The organism is Noviherbaspirillum sp., from assembly GCF_035627455.1.
In the GTDB taxonomy this organism is placed as follows: domain Bacteria; phylum Pseudomonadota; class Gammaproteobacteria; order Burkholderiales; family Burkholderiaceae_D; genus Noviherbaspirillum.
This window is the reverse complement of sequence record NZ_DASPLS010000087.1, coordinates 46,118-63,435: the sequence shown is the minus strand read 5'-3', so window position 1 is coordinate 63,435 and position 17,318 is coordinate 46,118. Positions and strand designations below refer to the sequence as shown.

16 protein-coding genes and 1 pseudogene are annotated in these 17,318 nt (G+C 61.8%); 12 read left to right on the top strand and 5 right to left on the bottom strand.

Annotated elements, in window-relative coordinates:
* Positions 1 to 126: 126 nt before the first annotated feature.
* Positions 127 to 1,341 (bottom strand): amino acid aminotransferase, encoded by a 1,215-nt coding sequence (locus tag VEC01_RS17365; RefSeq protein ID WP_324902164.1) that lies wholly within the window; start codon positions 1,339 to 1,341, stop codon positions 127 to 129.
* Between the two features lie 118 nt (positions 1,342 to 1,459).
* On the opposite strand from VEC01_RS17365, the gene uvrB reads away from it, so the two are divergent.
* Together uvrB and VEC01_RS17355 are read left to right on the top strand one after the other, a co-directional pair.
* Positions 1,460 to 3,553, top strand: a complete 2,094-nt coding sequence (uvrB, locus tag VEC01_RS17360; RefSeq protein WP_324902163.1) for an excinuclease ABC subunit UvrB — start codon at positions 1,460 to 1,462, stop codon at positions 3,551 to 3,553.
* Between the two features lie 81 nt (positions 3,554 to 3,634).
* A complete protein-coding gene (locus tag VEC01_RS17355; RefSeq protein ID WP_324902162.1) occupies positions 3,635 to 4,429 on the top strand; it encodes a uracil-DNA glycosylase in 795 nt (264 codons plus the stop codon).
* Here the strand turns inward: VEC01_RS17355 and VEC01_RS17350 are convergent.
* Complete coding sequence (locus tag VEC01_RS17350) at positions 4,426 to 5,181, bottom strand: TetR/AcrR family transcriptional regulator (protein WP_324902161.1); 756 nt, start codon at positions 5,179 to 5,181, stop codon at positions 4,426 to 4,428. The two genes, VEC01_RS17355 and VEC01_RS17350, sit on opposite strands and share 4 nt — an antisense overlap.
* Before the next feature lie 290 nt (positions 5,182 to 5,471).
* Between VEC01_RS17350 and VEC01_RS17345 the strand changes: the two are divergent.
* The 10 genes and pseudogenes from VEC01_RS17345 to iscX all read left to right on the top strand — a co-directional run.
* Positions 5,472 to 5,933, top strand: a pseudogene (locus VEC01_RS17345) (low molecular weight protein-tyrosine-phosphatase); the annotation flags it as partial.
* A 127-nt stretch (positions 5,934 to 6,060) separates the two neighbouring features.
* The gene (locus VEC01_RS17340; protein WP_324902160.1) at positions 6,061 to 7,278 is read left to right on the top strand and encodes a hypothetical protein; all 1,218 of its coding nucleotides are present in this window, start codon (positions 6,061 to 6,063) and stop codon (positions 7,276 to 7,278) included.
* 244 nt (positions 7,279 to 7,522) lie between these two features.
* Positions 7,523 to 7,996, top strand: a complete 474-nt coding sequence (gene iscR / locus VEC01_RS17335) for a Fe-S cluster assembly transcriptional regulator IscR (protein ID WP_324902159.1) — start codon at positions 7,523 to 7,525, stop codon at positions 7,994 to 7,996.
* Between the two features lie 16 nt (positions 7,997 to 8,012).
* On the top strand, positions 8,013 to 9,266 hold the full coding sequence (locus VEC01_RS17330) for an IscS subfamily cysteine desulfurase (protein WP_324902158.1): 1,254 nt from the start codon (positions 8,013 to 8,015) through the stop codon (positions 9,264 to 9,266).
* A gap of 35 nt (positions 9,267 to 9,301) precedes the next feature.
* Complete coding sequence (gene iscU, locus VEC01_RS17325) at positions 9,302 to 9,703, top strand: Fe-S cluster assembly scaffold IscU (protein WP_324902157.1); 402 nt, start codon at positions 9,302 to 9,304, stop codon at positions 9,701 to 9,703.
* Between the two features lie 48 nt (positions 9,704 to 9,751).
* Entirely contained in the window at positions 9,752 to 10,075 is a 324-nt protein-coding gene (gene iscA / locus VEC01_RS17320) for an iron-sulfur cluster assembly protein IscA (RefSeq protein WP_324902156.1), read from the top strand.
* A gap of 88 nt (positions 10,076 to 10,163) precedes the next feature.
* Complete coding sequence (gene hscB / locus VEC01_RS17315; RefSeq protein WP_324902155.1) at positions 10,164 to 10,679, top strand: Fe-S protein assembly co-chaperone HscB; 516 nt, start codon at positions 10,164 to 10,166, stop codon at positions 10,677 to 10,679.
* Positions 10,680 to 10,753: 74 nt separating this feature from the next.
* The gene (gene hscA, locus VEC01_RS17310) at positions 10,754 to 12,619 is read left to right on the top strand and encodes a Fe-S protein assembly chaperone HscA (protein ID WP_324902169.1); all 1,866 of its coding nucleotides are present in this window, start codon (positions 10,754 to 10,756) and stop codon (positions 12,617 to 12,619) included.
* 36 nt (positions 12,620 to 12,655) lie between these two features.
* Complete coding sequence (fdx, locus tag VEC01_RS17305) at positions 12,656 to 12,994, top strand: ISC system 2Fe-2S type ferredoxin (protein WP_324902154.1); 339 nt, start codon at positions 12,656 to 12,658, stop codon at positions 12,992 to 12,994.
* A gap of 15 nt (positions 12,995 to 13,009) precedes the next feature.
* Positions 13,010 to 13,204 (top strand): Fe-S cluster assembly protein IscX, encoded by a 195-nt coding sequence (gene iscX, locus VEC01_RS17300; protein ID WP_324902153.1) that lies wholly within the window; start codon positions 13,010 to 13,012, stop codon positions 13,202 to 13,204.
* A 9-nt stretch (positions 13,205 to 13,213) separates the two neighbouring features.
* Here the strand turns inward: iscX and VEC01_RS17295 are convergent, their stop codons facing one another.
* The 3 genes from VEC01_RS17295 to lysS all read right to left on the bottom strand — a co-directional run bounded on the left by VEC01_RS17295 (position 13,214) and on the right by lysS (position 17,304).
* Positions 13,214 to 14,782, bottom strand: coding sequence for a PAS domain S-box protein (locus VEC01_RS17295; protein ID WP_324902152.1), 1,569 nt, complete (start codon positions 14,780 to 14,782; stop codon positions 13,214 to 13,216).
* Positions 14,783 to 14,882: 100 nt separating this feature from the next.
* Positions 14,883 to 15,581: a glycine zipper 2TM domain-containing protein gene (locus VEC01_RS17290; protein ID WP_324902151.1), complete on the bottom strand. Its 699-nt coding sequence runs from the start codon at positions 15,579 to 15,581 to the stop codon at positions 14,883 to 14,885.
* 196 nt (positions 15,582 to 15,777) lie between these two features.
* Positions 15,778 to 17,304 (bottom strand): lysine--tRNA ligase, encoded by a 1,527-nt coding sequence (gene lysS / locus VEC01_RS17285; protein ID WP_324902150.1) that lies wholly within the window; start codon positions 17,302 to 17,304, stop codon positions 15,778 to 15,780.
* Between the last annotated feature and the right edge of the window lie 14 nt (positions 17,305 to 17,318).

The window sequence follows — 17,318 nt, the reverse complement described above, 5'->3', positions numbered from 1 at the left end:
TATCAGGGAACAGAGCCGCTATTATAGGCCGATCTTTCCGGAAATGTCAAAGCCTGGAATGAACTTTATGTCTGCGGCGTGAATGAACCGAAGCGGTTCATTCACAGGCGATGCAATTCCTGGGAATTACAGTACCTTTGCGATGGCATCCACCACGCTGTCGATATTGCGCGAGTTAAGTGCAGCAACGCAAATGCGTCCTGTGTCGACTGCATAGATCGAGTACTCGTTACGCAGGCGCTCGACCTGGGCCTTGGTAAGGCCGGAGTACGAGAACATGCCGCGTTGCTTGATGACGAAGTCGAAGTTGTGTGCAGGCGCTTTTGCCTTGAGTTTCTCGACGAAAGCCTGGCGCATTTCGCGAATGCGCACGCGCATTCCTGCCAGTTCCTCTTCCCACAGCTTGCGCAGTTCCGGCGTCGACAGTGCGGTCGCCACGACCTGGCTGCCGTGGACCGGCGGGTTCGAGTAGTTGGTGCGAATGACGCGCTTCAATTGCGAGAGCACGCGCGCCGCTTCTTCCGTGGTCGAAGCGACAATGCTCAACGCGCCGACACGCTCGCCGTAGAGCGAGAATGACTTCGAGAACGAGTTCGACACGAAAAGCGGGCCGCCGGCTTGCGCAAAACGGCGAACCACCTTGCCGTCTTCATCGATGCCGTCGCCGAAACCCTGGTAAGCCATATCGAGGAAGGGCACCAGGCCACGCTCGGTGACGACCTTGATGACGTCCGTCCATTGGTCGTCAGTCAGGTCGGCGCCGGTCGGGTTGTGGCAGCAGGCGTGCAGCAATACGATCGAGCCGGCCGGCATGTCCTTCAGTGCCTTGAGCATGCCGTCGAAGTTTACGCCGCGGGTCGCCGGATCGTAATACGGGTAGTTGTTGACGATGAAACCTGCGGATTCGAACAGTGCACGGTGATTTTCCCAGCTCGGGTCGCTGATCCACACCTGCGCATTTGGCGAAAAGCGTTTCAGGAAGTCGGCGCCGAGCTTCAGTGCGCCGGTGCCGCCGATGGCCTGTGCCGTGATGGCGCGCTTTTCTTGTACAACTGCGCTGTCGGCACCAAATACGAGGTCTTGCACCGCCTTGTCGTAGGCAGCCAGGCCTTCGATCGGCAGGTAGGTGCGCGGCGCAGCCTTTTCCATCAGCTGGGCTTCCGCCTTGCGCACGCAGTCGAGCAGAGGCACCTTGCCGTTGTCATCGTAGTACACGCCCACGCCCAGGTTGACCTTGGACGGGTTCTTGTCTGCATTGAAGGCTTCGGTGATGCCGAGGATAGGGTCGCGCGGCGCCATTTCGATGGCGCTCAGCAGGGAGGCGGGATGGGATTGGCTCATCGTGATAACATGAAAAGTTGACTGAAAAAGCAGGCTGATGCAGTCGGGTTGTAGTCGGATCGGAGTGATTTGCCCGAGCTGGTGTGCAACTTTCTATTCTACCAAAGGTCGAATGCAGATGGCAGATTTATCCCAGGTATCCAGCACTATCGACGAGTCGAAAATCGTCACCTTCCCCGATTCGCCCTACCGGTTGTATCAGCCGTTTCCGCCTGCGGGCGACCAGCCGGAAGCGATTTCAAAACTGGTCGAGGGCATCGAAGACGGATTGTCGTTTCAGACCTTGCTGGGCGTTACCGGTTCCGGCAAGACCTACACGATGGCCAATACCATCGCGCGGCTCGGCCGGCCGGCGATCGTGTTTGCGCCGAACAAGACGCTCGCCGCCCAGCTCTACAGCGAGTTCCGCGATTTCTTCCCGCACAATGCGGTGGAGTATTTCGTCAGCTACTACGACTACTACCAGCCGGAAGCCTACGTTCCGCAGCGCGACCTGTTCATCGAGAAGGATTCCTCGATCAACGAGCACATCGAGCAGATGCGGCTGTCCTGCACGAAGTCGCTGATGGAGCGGCGCGACGTAGTCATTGTGGCAACCGTGTCGGCGATCTACGGTATCGGTAACCCCAACGAATACCACCAGATGATCCTGACGCTGCGCGCCAAGGACAAGGTCAGCCAGCGTGATGTGATTGCGCGCCTGATTCAGATGCAGTACACGCGCAACGAGGTCGACTTCGGGCGCGGTACGTTCCGGGTGCGCGGCGACACCATCGACGTCTTCCCGGCCGAGCATGCGGAACTGGCGCTGCGCATCGAAACCTTCGACGACGAGATCGACAGCCTGCAACTGTTCGACCCGCTGACCGGGCGCGTGCGCCAGAAAATTCCGCGCTTTACCGTCTATCCGGGGTCGCATTATGTGACGCCGCGCGCGACGGTGTTGCGCGCGATTGAAAGCATCAAGGAAGAATTGCGCGAGCGCCTCGAGTTCTTCCGCAAGGAGGGCAAGCTGGTCGAAGAGCAGCGGCTCGAGCAGCGTACGCGTTTCGACCTCGAGATGATGCAGGAGCTCGGTTTCACCAAGGGCATCGAGAACTATTCCCGTCACCTGTCCGGCGCCAAGCCGGGCGAGCCGCCGCCGACGCTGGTCGATTACCTGCCGCAGGACACCGTGATGTTCCTCGATGAATCCCATGTGTTGCTCGGCCAGCTGAACGGCATGTACAACGGCGACCGCGCGCGCAAGGTCAACCTCGTCGATTACGGATTCCGCCTGCCGTCCGCGCTGGACAACCGGCCGCTGAAGTTCGAGGAATTCGAAAGCAAGATGCGCCAGACGGTCTTCGTGTCGGCCACGCCGGCGGAATACGAAGCATCGCATGCCGGCCAGGTCGTCGAGCAGGTGGTGCGCCCGACCGGCCTGGTCGACCCGGCGATCATCGTGCGGCCCGCGAGCACCCAGGTTGACGACCTGATGTCGGAAATCACCGAACGGGTGAAGAAGAACGAGCGGGTCCTGGTTACCACGCTGACCAAGCGCATGGCCGAGCAGCTGACGGAATTCTTGGGCGACAACGGTGTGAAGGTGCGCTATCTGCACAGCGACATCGACACCGTGGAGCGGGTGGAAATCATCCGCGACTTGCGCCTCGGCACCTTCGATGTACTGGTGGGCATCAACCTGTTGCGCGAAGGCCTGGACATCCCCGAAGTGTCGCTGGTCGCCATTCTCGATGCGGACAAGGAAGGCTTCCTGCGTTCCGAGCGCAGCCTCATTCAAACCATCGGCCGCGCGGCGCGCAACCTGAACGGCACGGCAATCCTGTACGCCGACCGGGTGACGGACTCGATGAAGCGCGCGATCGGCGAGACCGAGCGTCGCCGCGCCAAGCAGATCGCCTTCAACAAGGCCAACAACATCACGCCGGCCGGCGTGAAGAAGGAGATCCGCGACCTGATCGACGGCGTCTACAGTCCGCAGGACGCGCGCGCGGAGCTGCAGGTGGCACAGGAGCAGGCGAAGTACGAGTCGATGAGCGAAAAGCAGGTCAGCAAGGAAATCAAGCGCCTGGAAAAGCTGATGATCGAGCACGCAAAGAACCTGGAGTTCGAAAAGGCGGCACAGGTGCGCGACCAGTTGCACGTGCTGAAGCAGCAGCTGTTCGGCGCTCCCGGCGTCGACAACGTGGTGTCGATCACGGGCAAGTAGCAGCGCGAGGCAGGGGCGGCATCCGGCGCCGGTGGCCGCGGCGGAAAACGGTACAATCCGGCTTTTCGCTCCCGACTCGCCATGCACAACGCCATTCCGCAGTCCATCCTCGACGCGCTCGATCTCGCGCATCCATCATGGCGTCCGGTGCTCATGCGCGGGCTGACATCGCTGGCTGAGGCAGATCCGGCCTATCTTCCGGCCCTGGCCGGGGATTCGTACCTGCCGACCCGGGGGCGGCTATTTGCCGCATTCAGCCAGCCGCTGGACCGGGTCCGCTACGTGCTGGTCGGCGAGGGGCCTTATCCGCGCGAGCAGAGTGCCACCGGCGTTTGCTTCATGGATGGCGCGGTCGAGTCGCTCTGGTCGGAAAAGGGCTTGTCCAAGCAGGTCAACCGGGCAACGTCTTTGCGAAATTTCATGAAAATGCTGCTGGTCGCGGACGGACTCCTGGCGCCGGACAGTACCGGCGGCGACGCGCTGGCGCATGTTTCGCTGAAAGCGCGCGCGATCGGCACGCCGTTTATCCAGACGCTGACCGAACTGCAAGCCAACCTGACGCGCCATGGATTCCTGCTGCTGAACGCATCGCTGGTCTATCGTGCTCACGTAGCGCCGGCCAAGGATGCCAGGGCCTGGCAGCCTTTCCTGGAGGAGGTACTGCGCGGCCTGGCAGGCGAGGCGCACGCGCGGGACGGGGCGCCGCCGCTCCTGGTGTTGTGGGGCAGGATCGCGGAGCAGCTGAAAGCGCTGCAATCAACCGCGCGATTCCCGAAGGCGGTGTCCGAGCATCCGTATAACCTGTCTTTCATCAGCAATGCCGCGATGCAGGCGCTGTTCGGGCCGATGCGCCTCCTGATGAAGCAGGATGTCTAGATCAGGCTCATCTGGCGCGGGTCTTGTGCTTCCATTCTTGCGCCGGCGTCCTTAGGCGGCGTAACCGGTGCAACCTGCACAACCTGCGCCTCCGCAGACGCGGTGCCGCTGTTCCTTGTGCGCTTGTCCGTTTTTCCGTCGTGCACGAGCAGGCGCCTGAGCATCATATCGAAACAGGCGAGCAGTGCCCGGGGCTGGTCCTCGACGCTGTATGCCTGGCGGATGATCATGCCGTCCCAGAGGGCAGTGAGCAGCAGGGCGGTATTGCGCGCATCCAGGGCCGGGTCGACGTGACCGCGGGCCTGGGCGGTGCACAGCAGGTCGGTCAGGCCGTCGATCCATTCCGTCTCGGTCTTGCGCACGACGTTTCCCACGCGCTTGTTGCGCAGGCCCTCCGCATACACCTCGGTCATCAGGCTGACGTCGCTGGGAGCAGCGTAGCGTTCAGCAAAAGCCAGGGCCACGCTCGTCAGCGCATCCGGGAGGTGCTCCGCCTGGCGCAAATCCTGCAGGATCGCGCGCGCCTGGCGCCGCTCCTCTTCCGCCATTGCTTCGATGATGGCGTCCTTGCTGCTGAAGTAGCGGTATACCGCGCCGGGGCCAAGCCCGATTTCCGCGCAGATCTCCTGCATCGATGTCTGGTGAAAGCCGGTTTTGCGGAAGCACCTGGTTGCCGCCCTGAGGATTTCGCTGCGCTTTTTTTCTGCCTTGGGGGTGGGGGAGGGGACGGTCTTTGATTTTCTTGCGGACATGCTTTATCGGACAGAAGCTTCGTTACTTGCGGAAATGTTCATTATAGATTGAACGAGTACTCAATTTTTCGGTGTTCGCCGGGTTTTTGTGGTGGGAAAGGAAGTGCTCATCCGGTGTGCGTCGTGCGTCCTATGCGCCGGCTTCTTTTCGTGATGTCCGGATTGTTCTTTTTCCAACAAGAGATTGCGATACATCATGCTATGCACGCGCTGTTGCTGTAACCATCCGAAGTGTGGTTCTTGATTTTTCGCGGGCATTCCTTCGCGGTTCTACGTTTCAAGGGCAGGTTATGACAGCTACGCGCGTCTTGTTTGTGTGCATGGGCAATATCTGCCGCTCTCCGACGGCGGAGGCGGTGCTGCGCAAATATGTGGAGGAGCTCGGCCTGGGCGACAGCTTCGTTATCGACTCAGCGGGCACTCACGGCTACCACATCGGCGAAGCTCCGGATCCCCGTGCCCAAGCCTCGGCGCGGCGGCGCGGCTACGACCTGTCGAATCTGCGGGCGCGCCAGGTCGAGGCAGAGGACTTTGAGCGCTTTGACCATATTCTCGCAATGGATTTCAACAACCTGGCAACCCTGGACGCCATCTGCCCACACGGCCACAAGTCGAAGATGGGGCTGCTGATGCCCTACGCGCGCAACCGTCGCGCAACGATCGTCCATGATCCCTACTATCGCAGTGCCAAGGATTTCGACCTGGTGCTGGATTGTATAGAGGACGCGTGCAAGGGCTTGTTGCAGGTGCTTTCCGGTACTGCGGAGGGGCTTCTGCCGGCCGGCTGGCAGTCACAGACGCGGCTGAATGTGCATTCGAATGCCTGGGCGTTCCCGCAACGGGTATGGAACCCGCGCGCCTGAGCGTCGCAGGTTCCGTTTGCAGCAAATCCGGCAGGTGCATGTAAAAATTGCCACACCCATGCCGCGCGCTGGTATGCCAGTCCTTTTACACTCGGCGACAGTGCGTCATTTTCTGCTGGTACGGACTTTGCGTTGGGCCGTGTATTCGATGATTTGTCTGAACGTCTACGTTATGGCAACGTTGAAAGCGGCAATCTTTACAATCGGCTGGCTCGCAGCGGGCGCTGTATATGCGCAACCGCCCCAATCCCTATTTCAGGAGGCGGACCAGGGTAGCCAAAGCTTTCATTCCGCCCACGCTGACTCTCTTGCTGACGACCAGGCTTCCTACCCGGTGGTCCCCTTCGCTGCCGCGTCCGGTTCATCTTCCTCTTCTGCTTATTCAGAGCTGAGCGAGCGGGGCAAATTCCTGGCGGTCGAGCGCCCCGATTCACCTCGTTCAGTCGCGGTTGGTGTTGCCTATCGTTTGCAGCCGGAGCGGGCCGATTTTTGGCGCGACCCGTCGATACGGGGCGGTTCGGTTCTCGATATGCGCGCCGGCATGCTGACCGGGGTGGACGGCGACCGCAGGGCCTTGATGTCGGCGGAGCGATGGCTGGATCATTCCGGAAGCGTAACGGGCGAAGTCGGTGTCGGCTATGTGCGCAGCGGCGTGAAGGTCGAGGGCGTTTCAGTGTCCCGCCAGCACGAGGACAAGGCAGGCGTGCCGGGGGATTACCTGCGGCCCGCGTCCCGGTCGACGCGGCTTTCGTTTTCGCCTGCTCCCGACTGGGTGTTCCAGTTAACGCGGGGCAGCGCAAGCGGCCTCGATTACCTTGTGCCGGGTGAGGAGGTCAGGCGCACCGCGTTATCCGCCACCTATTCCCATGCGCTGGAAGGCGGCGACTGGAAAACCACCTTGGCCTGGGGGCGCAATTCAAGAAAATTTCGCCAGTCGACGTTCGGGTACTTGCTCGAATCCTCGCTTCGTTTCAGCGGGGAGCAGGTCGTATTCGGCAGGCTGGAGCGGGTCGGCAGCGACGATTTGCTGCGGGAAAACGAGTCGCTGCAGCGCCAGATGTTCAAGCTTAACAAGTTCACCGCCGGCTTCTATCAGGGGGTACGGGTAACGACATCCCTTGCACTCGATGTCGGTATCTTCGTCAGCCGCCACTTCGTACCGTCCGGGATGGCCGTGTCCTACGGTGGTAATCCCACCGCCTACATGATGTTCATGCGGGTCAAGCTGCATTAAGTTGTCAGGCGTCAATTTATCCGGAAAGCCGCCCGCTCACGGCGGCGGCGGGATAGGAAATATGAAATAATAACGTTGCACCGCAGCAATCGCTGTGACGCCTAAGATCGCTCTCGCCTTGCAGGGAAAAATGGCTCCGGCAATACCTGACGAAATCACTCAACTTTGATATACTTGACCAAAATCTTCGGGAATCCCGGATATTCATTAGAACTTGGATAAAGTCATCTTGGAGTGGAACATCATGCGTCTGACTACCAAAGGCCGTTTTGCAGTAACCGCGATGATCGATCTGGCAATGCGCCAGGATAAGGGGCCGGTTACGCTGTCCGCGATCAGCCAGCGGCAGGAAATTTCCCTGTCCTACCTTGAGCAGTTGTTCGGCAAGCTGCGGCGGCATGAAATTGTGGAGTCGGTGCGTGGCCCTGGCGGCGGTTATACGCTGGCACGCCGTGCGGAGGATGTGACGGTGGCCGACATCATCATCGCCGTGGATGAGCCGCTGGATGCGACGCAATGCGGCGGCAAGGAAAATTGCCACAGCCCCGGCCATGAGCACGGCTCGCGCTGCATGACGCACGACCTGTGGGCGACGCTGAACGCGAAGATGGTTGAATACCTGGACTCTGTTTCCCTGAAGGATCTCGTGGACCAGCAGCGCCAGAAGAACGCCGAACACAACGTGGTGCTGGTACCCCGTCCCCACGTAGCCGCATGATTGGAGTAAAGACAGCATGAACGCCCCATTGGAAAAAAGCCTGATCGATACCATCAAGGCGCCGCATTTTCCGATCTACATGGATTACTCGGCAACCACCCCGGTCGACCCGCGCGTGGCAGACAAGATGATTCCGTTCCTGCGCCAGCAGTTCGGCAACCCGGCTTCACGCAGCCATATGTATGGCTGGGAAGCGGAGAAGGCGGTCGAGGAAGCGCGTGGCCATGTCGCGGCGCTGGTGAACGCCGATCCGCGCGAAATCATCTGGACTTCCGGCGCAACCGAAAGCAACAATCTCGCGATCAAGGGCGCCGCGCATTTCTACAAGACCAAGGGCAAGCACATCATTACGGTCAAGACCGAGCACAAGGCCGTGCTGGACACCGTGCGCGAACTCGAACGCGAAGGCTTCGAGGCGACCTACCTGCAGCCGCAGGACAACGGCTTGATCACGCTGCAGCAGATCGAGGAGGCAATCCGCCCCGACACCATCCTGGTTTCCGTGATGCTGGTGAATAACGAGATCGGCGTGATCCAGCCGATCCCGGAAATCGGCGAGCTGTGCCGCTCGAAGGGAATTATTTTCCATTCCGATGCCGCACAGGCAACCGGCAAGGTGGCGATCGACCTCGAGAAGTGGAAGGTCGACCTGATGAGCTTCAGCGCCCACAAGACCTACGGCCCGAAGGGCATCGGCGCGCTGTACGTGCGGCGCAAGCCGCGCGTGCGCATCGAAGCGCAGATGCACGGCGGCGGCCACGAGCGCGGGCTGCGTTCGGGCACGCTGGCGACGCACCAGATCGCCGGCATGGGCGAAGCTTTCCGCCTCGCCAAGGAAGAGATGGATACGGAACTGGCGCGCATCAAGGCCTTGCGCGACCGGCTGGCGAAGGGTTTGACGGAAATCGAGGAAGTCTATGTCAACGGCGACATGGAGCACCGGGTGCCGCACAACCTGAACGTCAGCTTCAACTACGTGGAAGGCGAGTCCCTGATCATGGCGATCAAGGACATCGCGGTGTCTTCCGGTTCCGCTTGTACTTCGGCCAGTCTGGAACCATCTTATGTATTGCGCGCGCTCGGCCGCAGCGACGAACTGGCGCACAGCTCGATCCGTTTCACGATCGGCCGTTTTACCACCGAAGAGGACATCGATTTCACGGTGAACCTGATCAAGACCAAGGTTGCCAAGCTGCGCGAACTGTCGCCGCTGTGGGAAATGTACAAGGACGGCATCGATCTCAACTCAATCCAGTGGGCTGCGCACTGAAGCGGCCCCGACTGAACAGGTAAAGGAGCATCAACATGTCTTATTCCGAAAAAGTTCTCGACCATTATGAAAACCCCCGCAACGTCGGCTCCTTCCAAAAGGGCGACGAGTCGGTAGGGACCGGCATGGTCGGCGCGCCGGCATGCGGCGACGTGATGAAGCTGCAGATCAAGGTCGGCGCCAACGGAGTGATCGAAGACGCGAAGTTCAAGACCTACGGCTGCGGTTCGGCGATCGCCTCGTCCTCGCTCGTGACGGAATGGGTGAAGGGCAAGACGCTGGACCAGGCAATGTCGATCAAGAACACGCAGATCGCGGAAGAGCTGGCGCTGCCGCCGGTGAAGATCCACTGCTCGATTCTTGCCGAAGATGCGATCAAGGCGGCCGTGCAGGATTACAAGGCCAAGCACGGATCGGAGTCGAAGGAAGCGGCCTGATTTTGCGCCCCGGGGAGGCCCGGGGCAGGGACAAGAAGCGAAACTGCCATGGCAATCACACTGACAGAAAAAGCGGCAAAGCATATCAACCGCTACATTGAACGGCGCGGCAAGGGGATCGGGCTGCGTTTCGGCGTGCGTACCACCGGCTGTTCGGGGCTGGCGTACAAGCTCGAGTATGTCGACGAAAGCTCGCCGGAAGATGCGGTGTTCGAGTCGCACGGCGTCAAGGTGTTCGTCGATCCGAAGAGCCTCCCTTATATCGATGGCACCGAACTTGATTTTGCGCGCGAGGGATTGAACGAAGGCTTCAAGTTCCACAACCCGAATGTCAAGGATGAATGCGGCTGCGGAGAAAGCTTCCGTATTTGATGCAGCCGGGCTTTCCACTCGGAAGCCGGAAAACCCGGTCTCATGACAAGCCTGTTGAAGTCGTAACAGGCTTTTGTTTTAGATAACCATGCAAAACCACTTCGAGCTGTTCCACCTGCCCCAGCGCTTCGACGTCGACCCGGCGGCGCTGGACAAGGCGTATCACGAAGTGCAGAACCGGGTCCACCCGGACAAGTTTACGAATGCGACCGACACCGAAAAACGGGTCGCGATGCAGTGGGCGACGCGCGCCAACGAGGCATACCAGACGCTCAGGAATCCGTACAAGCGCGCCGCCTATCTGTGCGAACTGAACGGCGTTGACCTGCAGACCGAGTCCAACACGGCGATGCCGCGCGAGTTCCTGATGCAGCAGATGGAGTGGCGCGAAGCGCTGGACGACGCCAGGGCGGAATTGGACCTCGGCGCACTCGAACAGCTCGATGCCGAACTGCGGGCGGTGCGCCAGGCCGAACTCGCCCGCATCGGCGAGCGCCTGGACGCGCAGGATTTCGAGGCGGCCGCGCAGGGTGTGCGCAAGCTGATGTTCCTCGAGCGATTCGGCAGTGAAGTGCATGCCGTTTTTGAAATGCTCGAAGGCTGAAAAAGAATACTTAAAGGGGATCGTGGCCGGCGCTGCAGGAGCAACGCATGGCGTATCGACAGGCTGAATACAAGATGGCGCTACTTCAAATTTCCGAACCCGGCATGTCCACCGCGCCCCACCAGCACCGGCTGGCCGTGGGTATCGACCTGGGAACCACCAATTCGCTGGTTGCGACCGTACGCAGCAGCATTCCTGAAGTGCTGAGCGACGAGGAGGGCAGGGCCCTGCTGCCGTCCATCGTGCGTTACCTGCCTAATGGCAATGCGCACATCGGCTACAAGGCGCAGGCGGCGCAGACCACCGATCCGAAGAACACGATCGTGTCGGTCAAGCGCTTCATGGGACGCGGGCTGAAGGACATCGCCTATGTCGAGAACCTGCCGTATGACTTCATCGATGCGCCGGGCATGGTGCAGCTGAAAACGGTCGCCGGGGTGAAGAGCCCGGTCGAGGTGTCGGCGGAGATCCTGGCGACGCTGCGCCAGCGTGCCGAAGATGCGCTGGGTGACGAACTGGTCGGTGCAGTGATCACCGTGCCCGCCTACTTTGACGATGCGCAGCGTCAGGCCACGAAGGACGCGGCCAAGCTGGCGGGGCTGAATGTGCTGCGCCTGCTGAACGAGCCGACCGCGGCCGCGATTGCGTACGGACTGGATCACGGCTCCGAAGGGATTTATGCGGTCTACGACCTGGGCGGCGGCACCTTCGATATTTCCATTCTCAAGCTGACCAAGGGCGTGTTCGAGGTGCTTGCCACCGGCGGCGACTCCGCGCTCGGCGGCGACGACTTCGACCACCGCCTGCTGTGCTGGATGATCGAGCAAGCCAGGCTCGCACCGCTGTCGGACAAGGACACCCGGATCCTGATGGTGAAGGCGCGCGAGGCAAAGGAACTGCTGTCGTCGCAATCGGAAACCCATATCGATGTGGTGCTCAATTCCGGCGAGGAAGTGCACCTGACGCTGACGGCGGCCACCTTTGCCCAGATCACTCAGCATCTGGTAAACAAGACCATCACGCCGACACGAAAGGCGCTGCGCGACGCGGGCCTGTCGGTCGACGACGTCGACGGCGTCGTGCTCGTCGGCGGCGCGACCCGCATGCCGCACATCCGCAAGGCGGTCGGTGATTTTTTCCAGACGACGCCGCTGGCCAACATCGACCCGGACAAGGTGGTCGCGCTCGGCGCGGCGATCCAGGCCAACCTGTTGGCGGGCAACCGGGCGGCGGGCGACGACTGGCTGCTGCTGGATGTGATTCCGCTGTCTCTGGGCATTGAAACCATGGGCGGGCTGGTGGAAAAGGTGATTCCCCGCAATTCCACCATCCCCTGTGCCCGGGCGCAGGAGTTCACCACCTTCAAGGACGGCCAGACGGCGATGGCGATCCACGTGGTGCAGGGCGAGCGTGAACTGGTGAGCGACTGCCGTTCGCTCGCGCGCTTCGAGCTGCGCGGCATCCCGCCGATGGCCGCCGGCGCCGCGCGCATCCGCGTGACCTATCAGGTGGATGCCGACGGCCTGCTGTCGGTCTCGGCGCGCGAGCAGCGTTCCGGCATCGAAGCGTCGATCGCGGTCAAGCCCTCGTACGGCCTGGGCGACGATGAAGTCGCGAAGATGCTGCAGGATTCCTATCAGTCCGCCGAAATCGACATGAAGCTGCGCGCCCTGCGTGAAGAACAGGTCGAGGCCGAGCGCATCCTGCTGGCGACGCAGTCGGCGCTGGACGCCGATGCGGACCTGCTGTCGGACGACGAGCGCGCCGTGATCGCCGCGCTGATGGAGGCGGTGCGCCAGGCCTCGCAGGGAGATGAGCACGGTGCGATCAAGGCGGCGGTGGATGCGCTGGCCAGGGGCACCGAGGAATTCGCGGCGCGCCGCATGGATCGGAGCGTGCGCTCGGCATTGGCGGGCAAGAAGCTCGACCAGGTCGCCTGAGCCGCAGGTACACAAAACATAACCGAGGTAAAACAAGTGCCACAAATCGTTGTTCTTCCCCATGCCACCCTCTGCCCCGACGGGGCGGTGATTGAGGCGCCCGCGGGCAAATCGATCTGCGACGTGCTGCTCGAAAACGATATCGACATCGAGCACGCATGCGAAAAATCCTGTGCGTGCACCACCTGCCATGTGGTGGTGCGGGAAGGCTACGAGTCGCTGGAAGATCCCGAGGAAAAAGAAGAAGACCTGCTGGACCGCGCGTGGGGACTGGAGGCGACGTCGCGCCTGTCCTGTCAGGCGATCCTCGACAAGGAAGACCTCGTGATCGAGATCCCGAAGTACACCATCAACCAGGTCAGCGAAAACCACTGAGCGGTAGGGGGCGGCATGAAATGGACTGATATTGCGCGTATCGCCGAAGAGTTGCACGACAAGTATCCCGATGTCGATCCGATGAACCTGCGCTTTACCGACCTGCACAACTGGGTGTGCGACCTGGAGGATTTCGACGACGATCCGAAGCGTGGCGGCGAGAAGGTGCTGGAAGCGATCCAGATGGCCTGGATCGAAGAGGCCAGGTAAGCCCGGGCCTCAGGCCGGCGGGAGCGGCAGCGAAACAACCAGTGCCGTGCCGCTGTCCTGCCCGCTCAGGATCTCGAGGCTGCCGCCGAATGCATTGATCCGTTCCTCGATGCCGACCAAGCCAAAGGAATTGGCCTTTCTGCAGCGGTCCGGAACGATGCCGATGCCGTTGTCCGCAATGCGAAGCTGCATGCGGGCCCCCTCCCGGCGCAATGCGACCCGCACCGTGCTTGCCTGCGAATGGCGAAGCACGTTGTTCAGCGACTCCTGCACGATGCGGAACAGGGCGGTGGCGCGGTCGTCGTCGAGGGCGACATCGTCTTCCATTGCGAGCTCGCAGACGATCCCGCTACGGCGCTGGAAATCCTGCAATTGCCATTCGATCGCGGCCGCCAGGCCGAGGTCCAGTACCGTGGGCCGCAAGTTGTTGATCGCGGCGCGCACCGCTTTCATCGTCGCGTCAATCTGCCCGAGCGCACTGCGTACCCGTTCATTGAGCCGGGGATGGGTACGGCCGGTACGGCGCTGCAGTATCGATACTTCCAGGCGCAGTGCCAGCAAGTTCTGCCCGAGGTCGTCGTGCAGTTCGCGCGCAATGCGCTTGCGCTCGTCTTCCCTGACGCGCTCCTGGTGTGAAATCAGGTGCCGGAGCATCTGGCGCGAGTGCTGCAGCTCATCTTCGATTTTCTTTCGTTCCGAAATGTCGGTGCAGGTGCCGATGTAGCCGAGAAACCCGCCCGACGGGGACAGTCGCGGCACGCCGTGCGCCAGCATGAAGTGGTAGCCGCCGTCGCTGTTCTTCAGCCGGTATTCCAGAGTGAAGGACCGCCGCAGGGCGAAGGCGGCATCGTGTGCTGCGGCACAGGCGGCAAGGTCGTCGGGATGGATGCCATTCCTCCAGCCCGTTCCCAGTTCTTCTTCGAGGCGGCGGCCGGTGAACTCCAGCCACATCCGGTTAAACCAGAGATACTCCATATCCGGTCCGGTAATCCATATCAGGACCGGAGCCGAATCCGCCATCAGGCGGAACCGCTCCTCGCTTTCGATCAGGCTGAGCTCCGCCTTTTTCCGTTCGCTGACGTCGCACAGCACGACGCGGCAGGACTGCCGCGCCGGGTCCGCATTGGCCTCAAGGTGCGCAAAGAACGGATTCCGGCCGGAGTCGAGAAAGCGCAGCTCGCAGCTTTCCTTGGCCTCGCTCGCGAATACCTGCTTCAGGAACTCGGTGAACGACGCGTGCATGTCGAGCGAAATGAACTCCCGCAGACGGCGGCGCAGCAGGGCTGAACGCGTGGCGCCCAGGAGGCCGGCGCCGGAGAGGTTGACTTCAAGAATAACGCCGTGGCGGTCGAGCCGGAAGTAAGCCACGGGCGCGCGCTCGTACAGATCGGTATAGTGGGCAACGGCCTCTTCGACCGCCAGCGCTCTGTGGGAGGAGGGGATGGCGGAGTCGGCGCCGGTGTCATGGTGGCTGGCGGCCGGCCGCGTCCGCTTGATTCCATCGGGCGCGCGCGGGAGGCAGCCGGACAGGCTCGAGCGCCCCGCGTCGCCTCTCCGCTTGTCGTCATCGTGATCCACTGCTGCCTCGCAAAAAAAATGCAAAACTGACAAGTATGCAGGTGCAAAAAAGGCGGCACAAGTGCCGCCTTTGCCAGGATTTTCCGGCTGCCCGAATCGCCTATGCGCGGGAGGTAAGCTGACCATCGACGACGCGGACCCGGTCGCCCACATTCCATGCCGGTTGCTGCGCATACGGGAAGGTGCGGATGTCGCCGTCTTCCATGCGCACGCGTACCTTGTAGCTGGTGGTCGCGCGGCTGCGTTTCTCGATCTCGTTTCCGGCATAACCGCCGCCCACCGCGCCGGCAACGGTCGCGATCTTGCGGCCGTTGCCGCCGCCAACCTGATTGCCGAGAACACCGCCCAGCACCGCGCCGGCGACCATGCCGACGCCGCTGGGCTGCGCAACCTGCTCGATCGCCTGGATCGACTCGACGCGGCCGCAGCTATGGCAGATCGCGGGCGCCTGCGCCACCCTCGGTGCCGGCTCCGCGTAAGACCGGCGCGGTTGTGCGTGGCTGGATTCGGTTGCGGGGCGGGCCGTAGCGCGCTTTTCGGCTGGCGCCTGCCTGACGGGCGCCGGCGCGTCGTCGTCTGCCTTGGCTTGCTGTTTCGGCTCGACCAGCGCGGCGGGCGATGCGGCGGCGACAGTCGGACCGGCCGTAGCGGCGACCGGCGTCGCGGGCGCGGCGGCGGAGCTATGGGAGTTCGGAATCAAGCCGGTGATCGCGGCAACCCCGGTGAGGCTGACCAACATGACCGAGATGGCGGCGCCAGCGACCAGCGGGTGAATGCGGTTGGTAGTATTGTTTTCCATGATTACCTCCTGATATCGGACATCGTCCGTCGATTGCATGACACGATTATCAGAGGGAAGCACGGCCAAAAAAAGGAAATTAATGTGTCAGCTGTAAGCCTTTGTAACGCCGTTTCGCGGCGGGCAGTGCAAACGATGGCAGAAAGAAAAACGGGGCCGTCGCCGGGCCCCGTTCTGCATGACGCTGCGTTAGCGGTCAGTCTTCCCGGCGCAGGTGCGGGAACAGGATGACGTCGCGGATATTCGGCGAGTCGGTAATCAGCATCATCAAGCGGTCGATGCCGATGCCGCAGCCGCCGGTCGGGGGCAGGCCGTACTCGAGTGCGCGGATGTAGTCGGCGTCAAAATACATCGCTTCCTCGTCACCCGCATTCTTTGCCTCGACCTGCGCATGGAAGCGCGCGGCCTGGTCTTCCGGATCGTTCAGTTCCGAGAAGCCGTTGGCGATTTCGCGGCCGGTGATGAACAGTTCGAAGCGCTCGGTGATGCCGGGCACGGTGTCGGAGGCGCGCGCCAGCGGCGACACTTCGACCGGATAGTCGATGATGTAGGTCGGGTCCCACAGCTGGGATTCCGCAGTCTCCTCGAACAGCGCGAGCTGCAGTGCGCCGATCCCGGCATTGGCGAGCGGCTGGACCCCGAATTTCTTCAGCTCGGCACGCAGGAAGGCGGCGTCGTGCAGCTGCGCTTCGGCGTATTGCGGCGCGTACTTGTTGATCGCGCCGACGATCGTCAGCCGCTCGAAAGGCTTGGACAGATCCAGCTCGCGGCCCTGGTAGGTAAGGCGTGCGGTGCCGTGCGCGTCGAGCGCCGCCTGACGAATCACCGCTTCGGTGAAGTCCATCAGCCACTTGTAATCCACATAGGCGGCGTAGAACTCCATCATCGTGAATTCCGGATTGTGGCGCGGCGACACGCCTTCATTGCGGAAGTTGCGGTTGATTTCGAACACGCGCTCGAAGCCGCCGACCACCAGGCGCTTCAGGTACAGTTCCGGCGCGATGCGCAGGTACATCTGCATGTCGAGCGCATTGTGATGGGTGATGAAGGGCTTGGCCGCGGCGCCACCGGGGATCGGGTGCAGCATCGGCGTTTCCACTTCCATGAAGCCGTGTTCTGCCATGAAGCGGCGCATCGACGACATCGCCGCCGTACGTTCCCGGAACACACGGCGCGTTTCCTCGCTCATGATCAGGTCGACGTAGCGCTGGCGGTACTTGGTTTCCTGGTCATGCAGGCCGTGGAACTTGTCCGGCAACGGGCGCAGCGACTTGGTCAACAGGCGAAGCCCGGTTACCTTCACCGACAGCTCGCCGGTCTTGGTCTTGAACAGCGTGCCCTCGGCGCCAAGGATGTCGCCCAGGTCGTAGTGCTTGAAGGCGGCGTGCGTCGCCTCGCCGGCATTGTCGTTTGTGATGTAGAGCTGGATGCGGCCGTTGGCTTTCACGCCGGACGCGTCCTGGATCGTCGCGAAGGATGCCTTGCCCATTACCCGCTTGAGCATCATGCGGCCGGCCACGGATACCATGATCGGCTCGGCTTCGAGCTGCTCGTTGCTCAGCTCGCCGTATTGGGCGTGCAGGTCGGCCGACTTGTGCTCGGGACGGAAGTCGTTGGGGAAGGCGGGACCTTGCTCGCGCAGTGCGGCCAGCTTCGCGCGGCGCTCGGCCATGATGGAGTTCTCGTCCTGGGCCGGCGCGGTTTGTTCGTGTTGATTGGTCATGGACATTCAGCGGT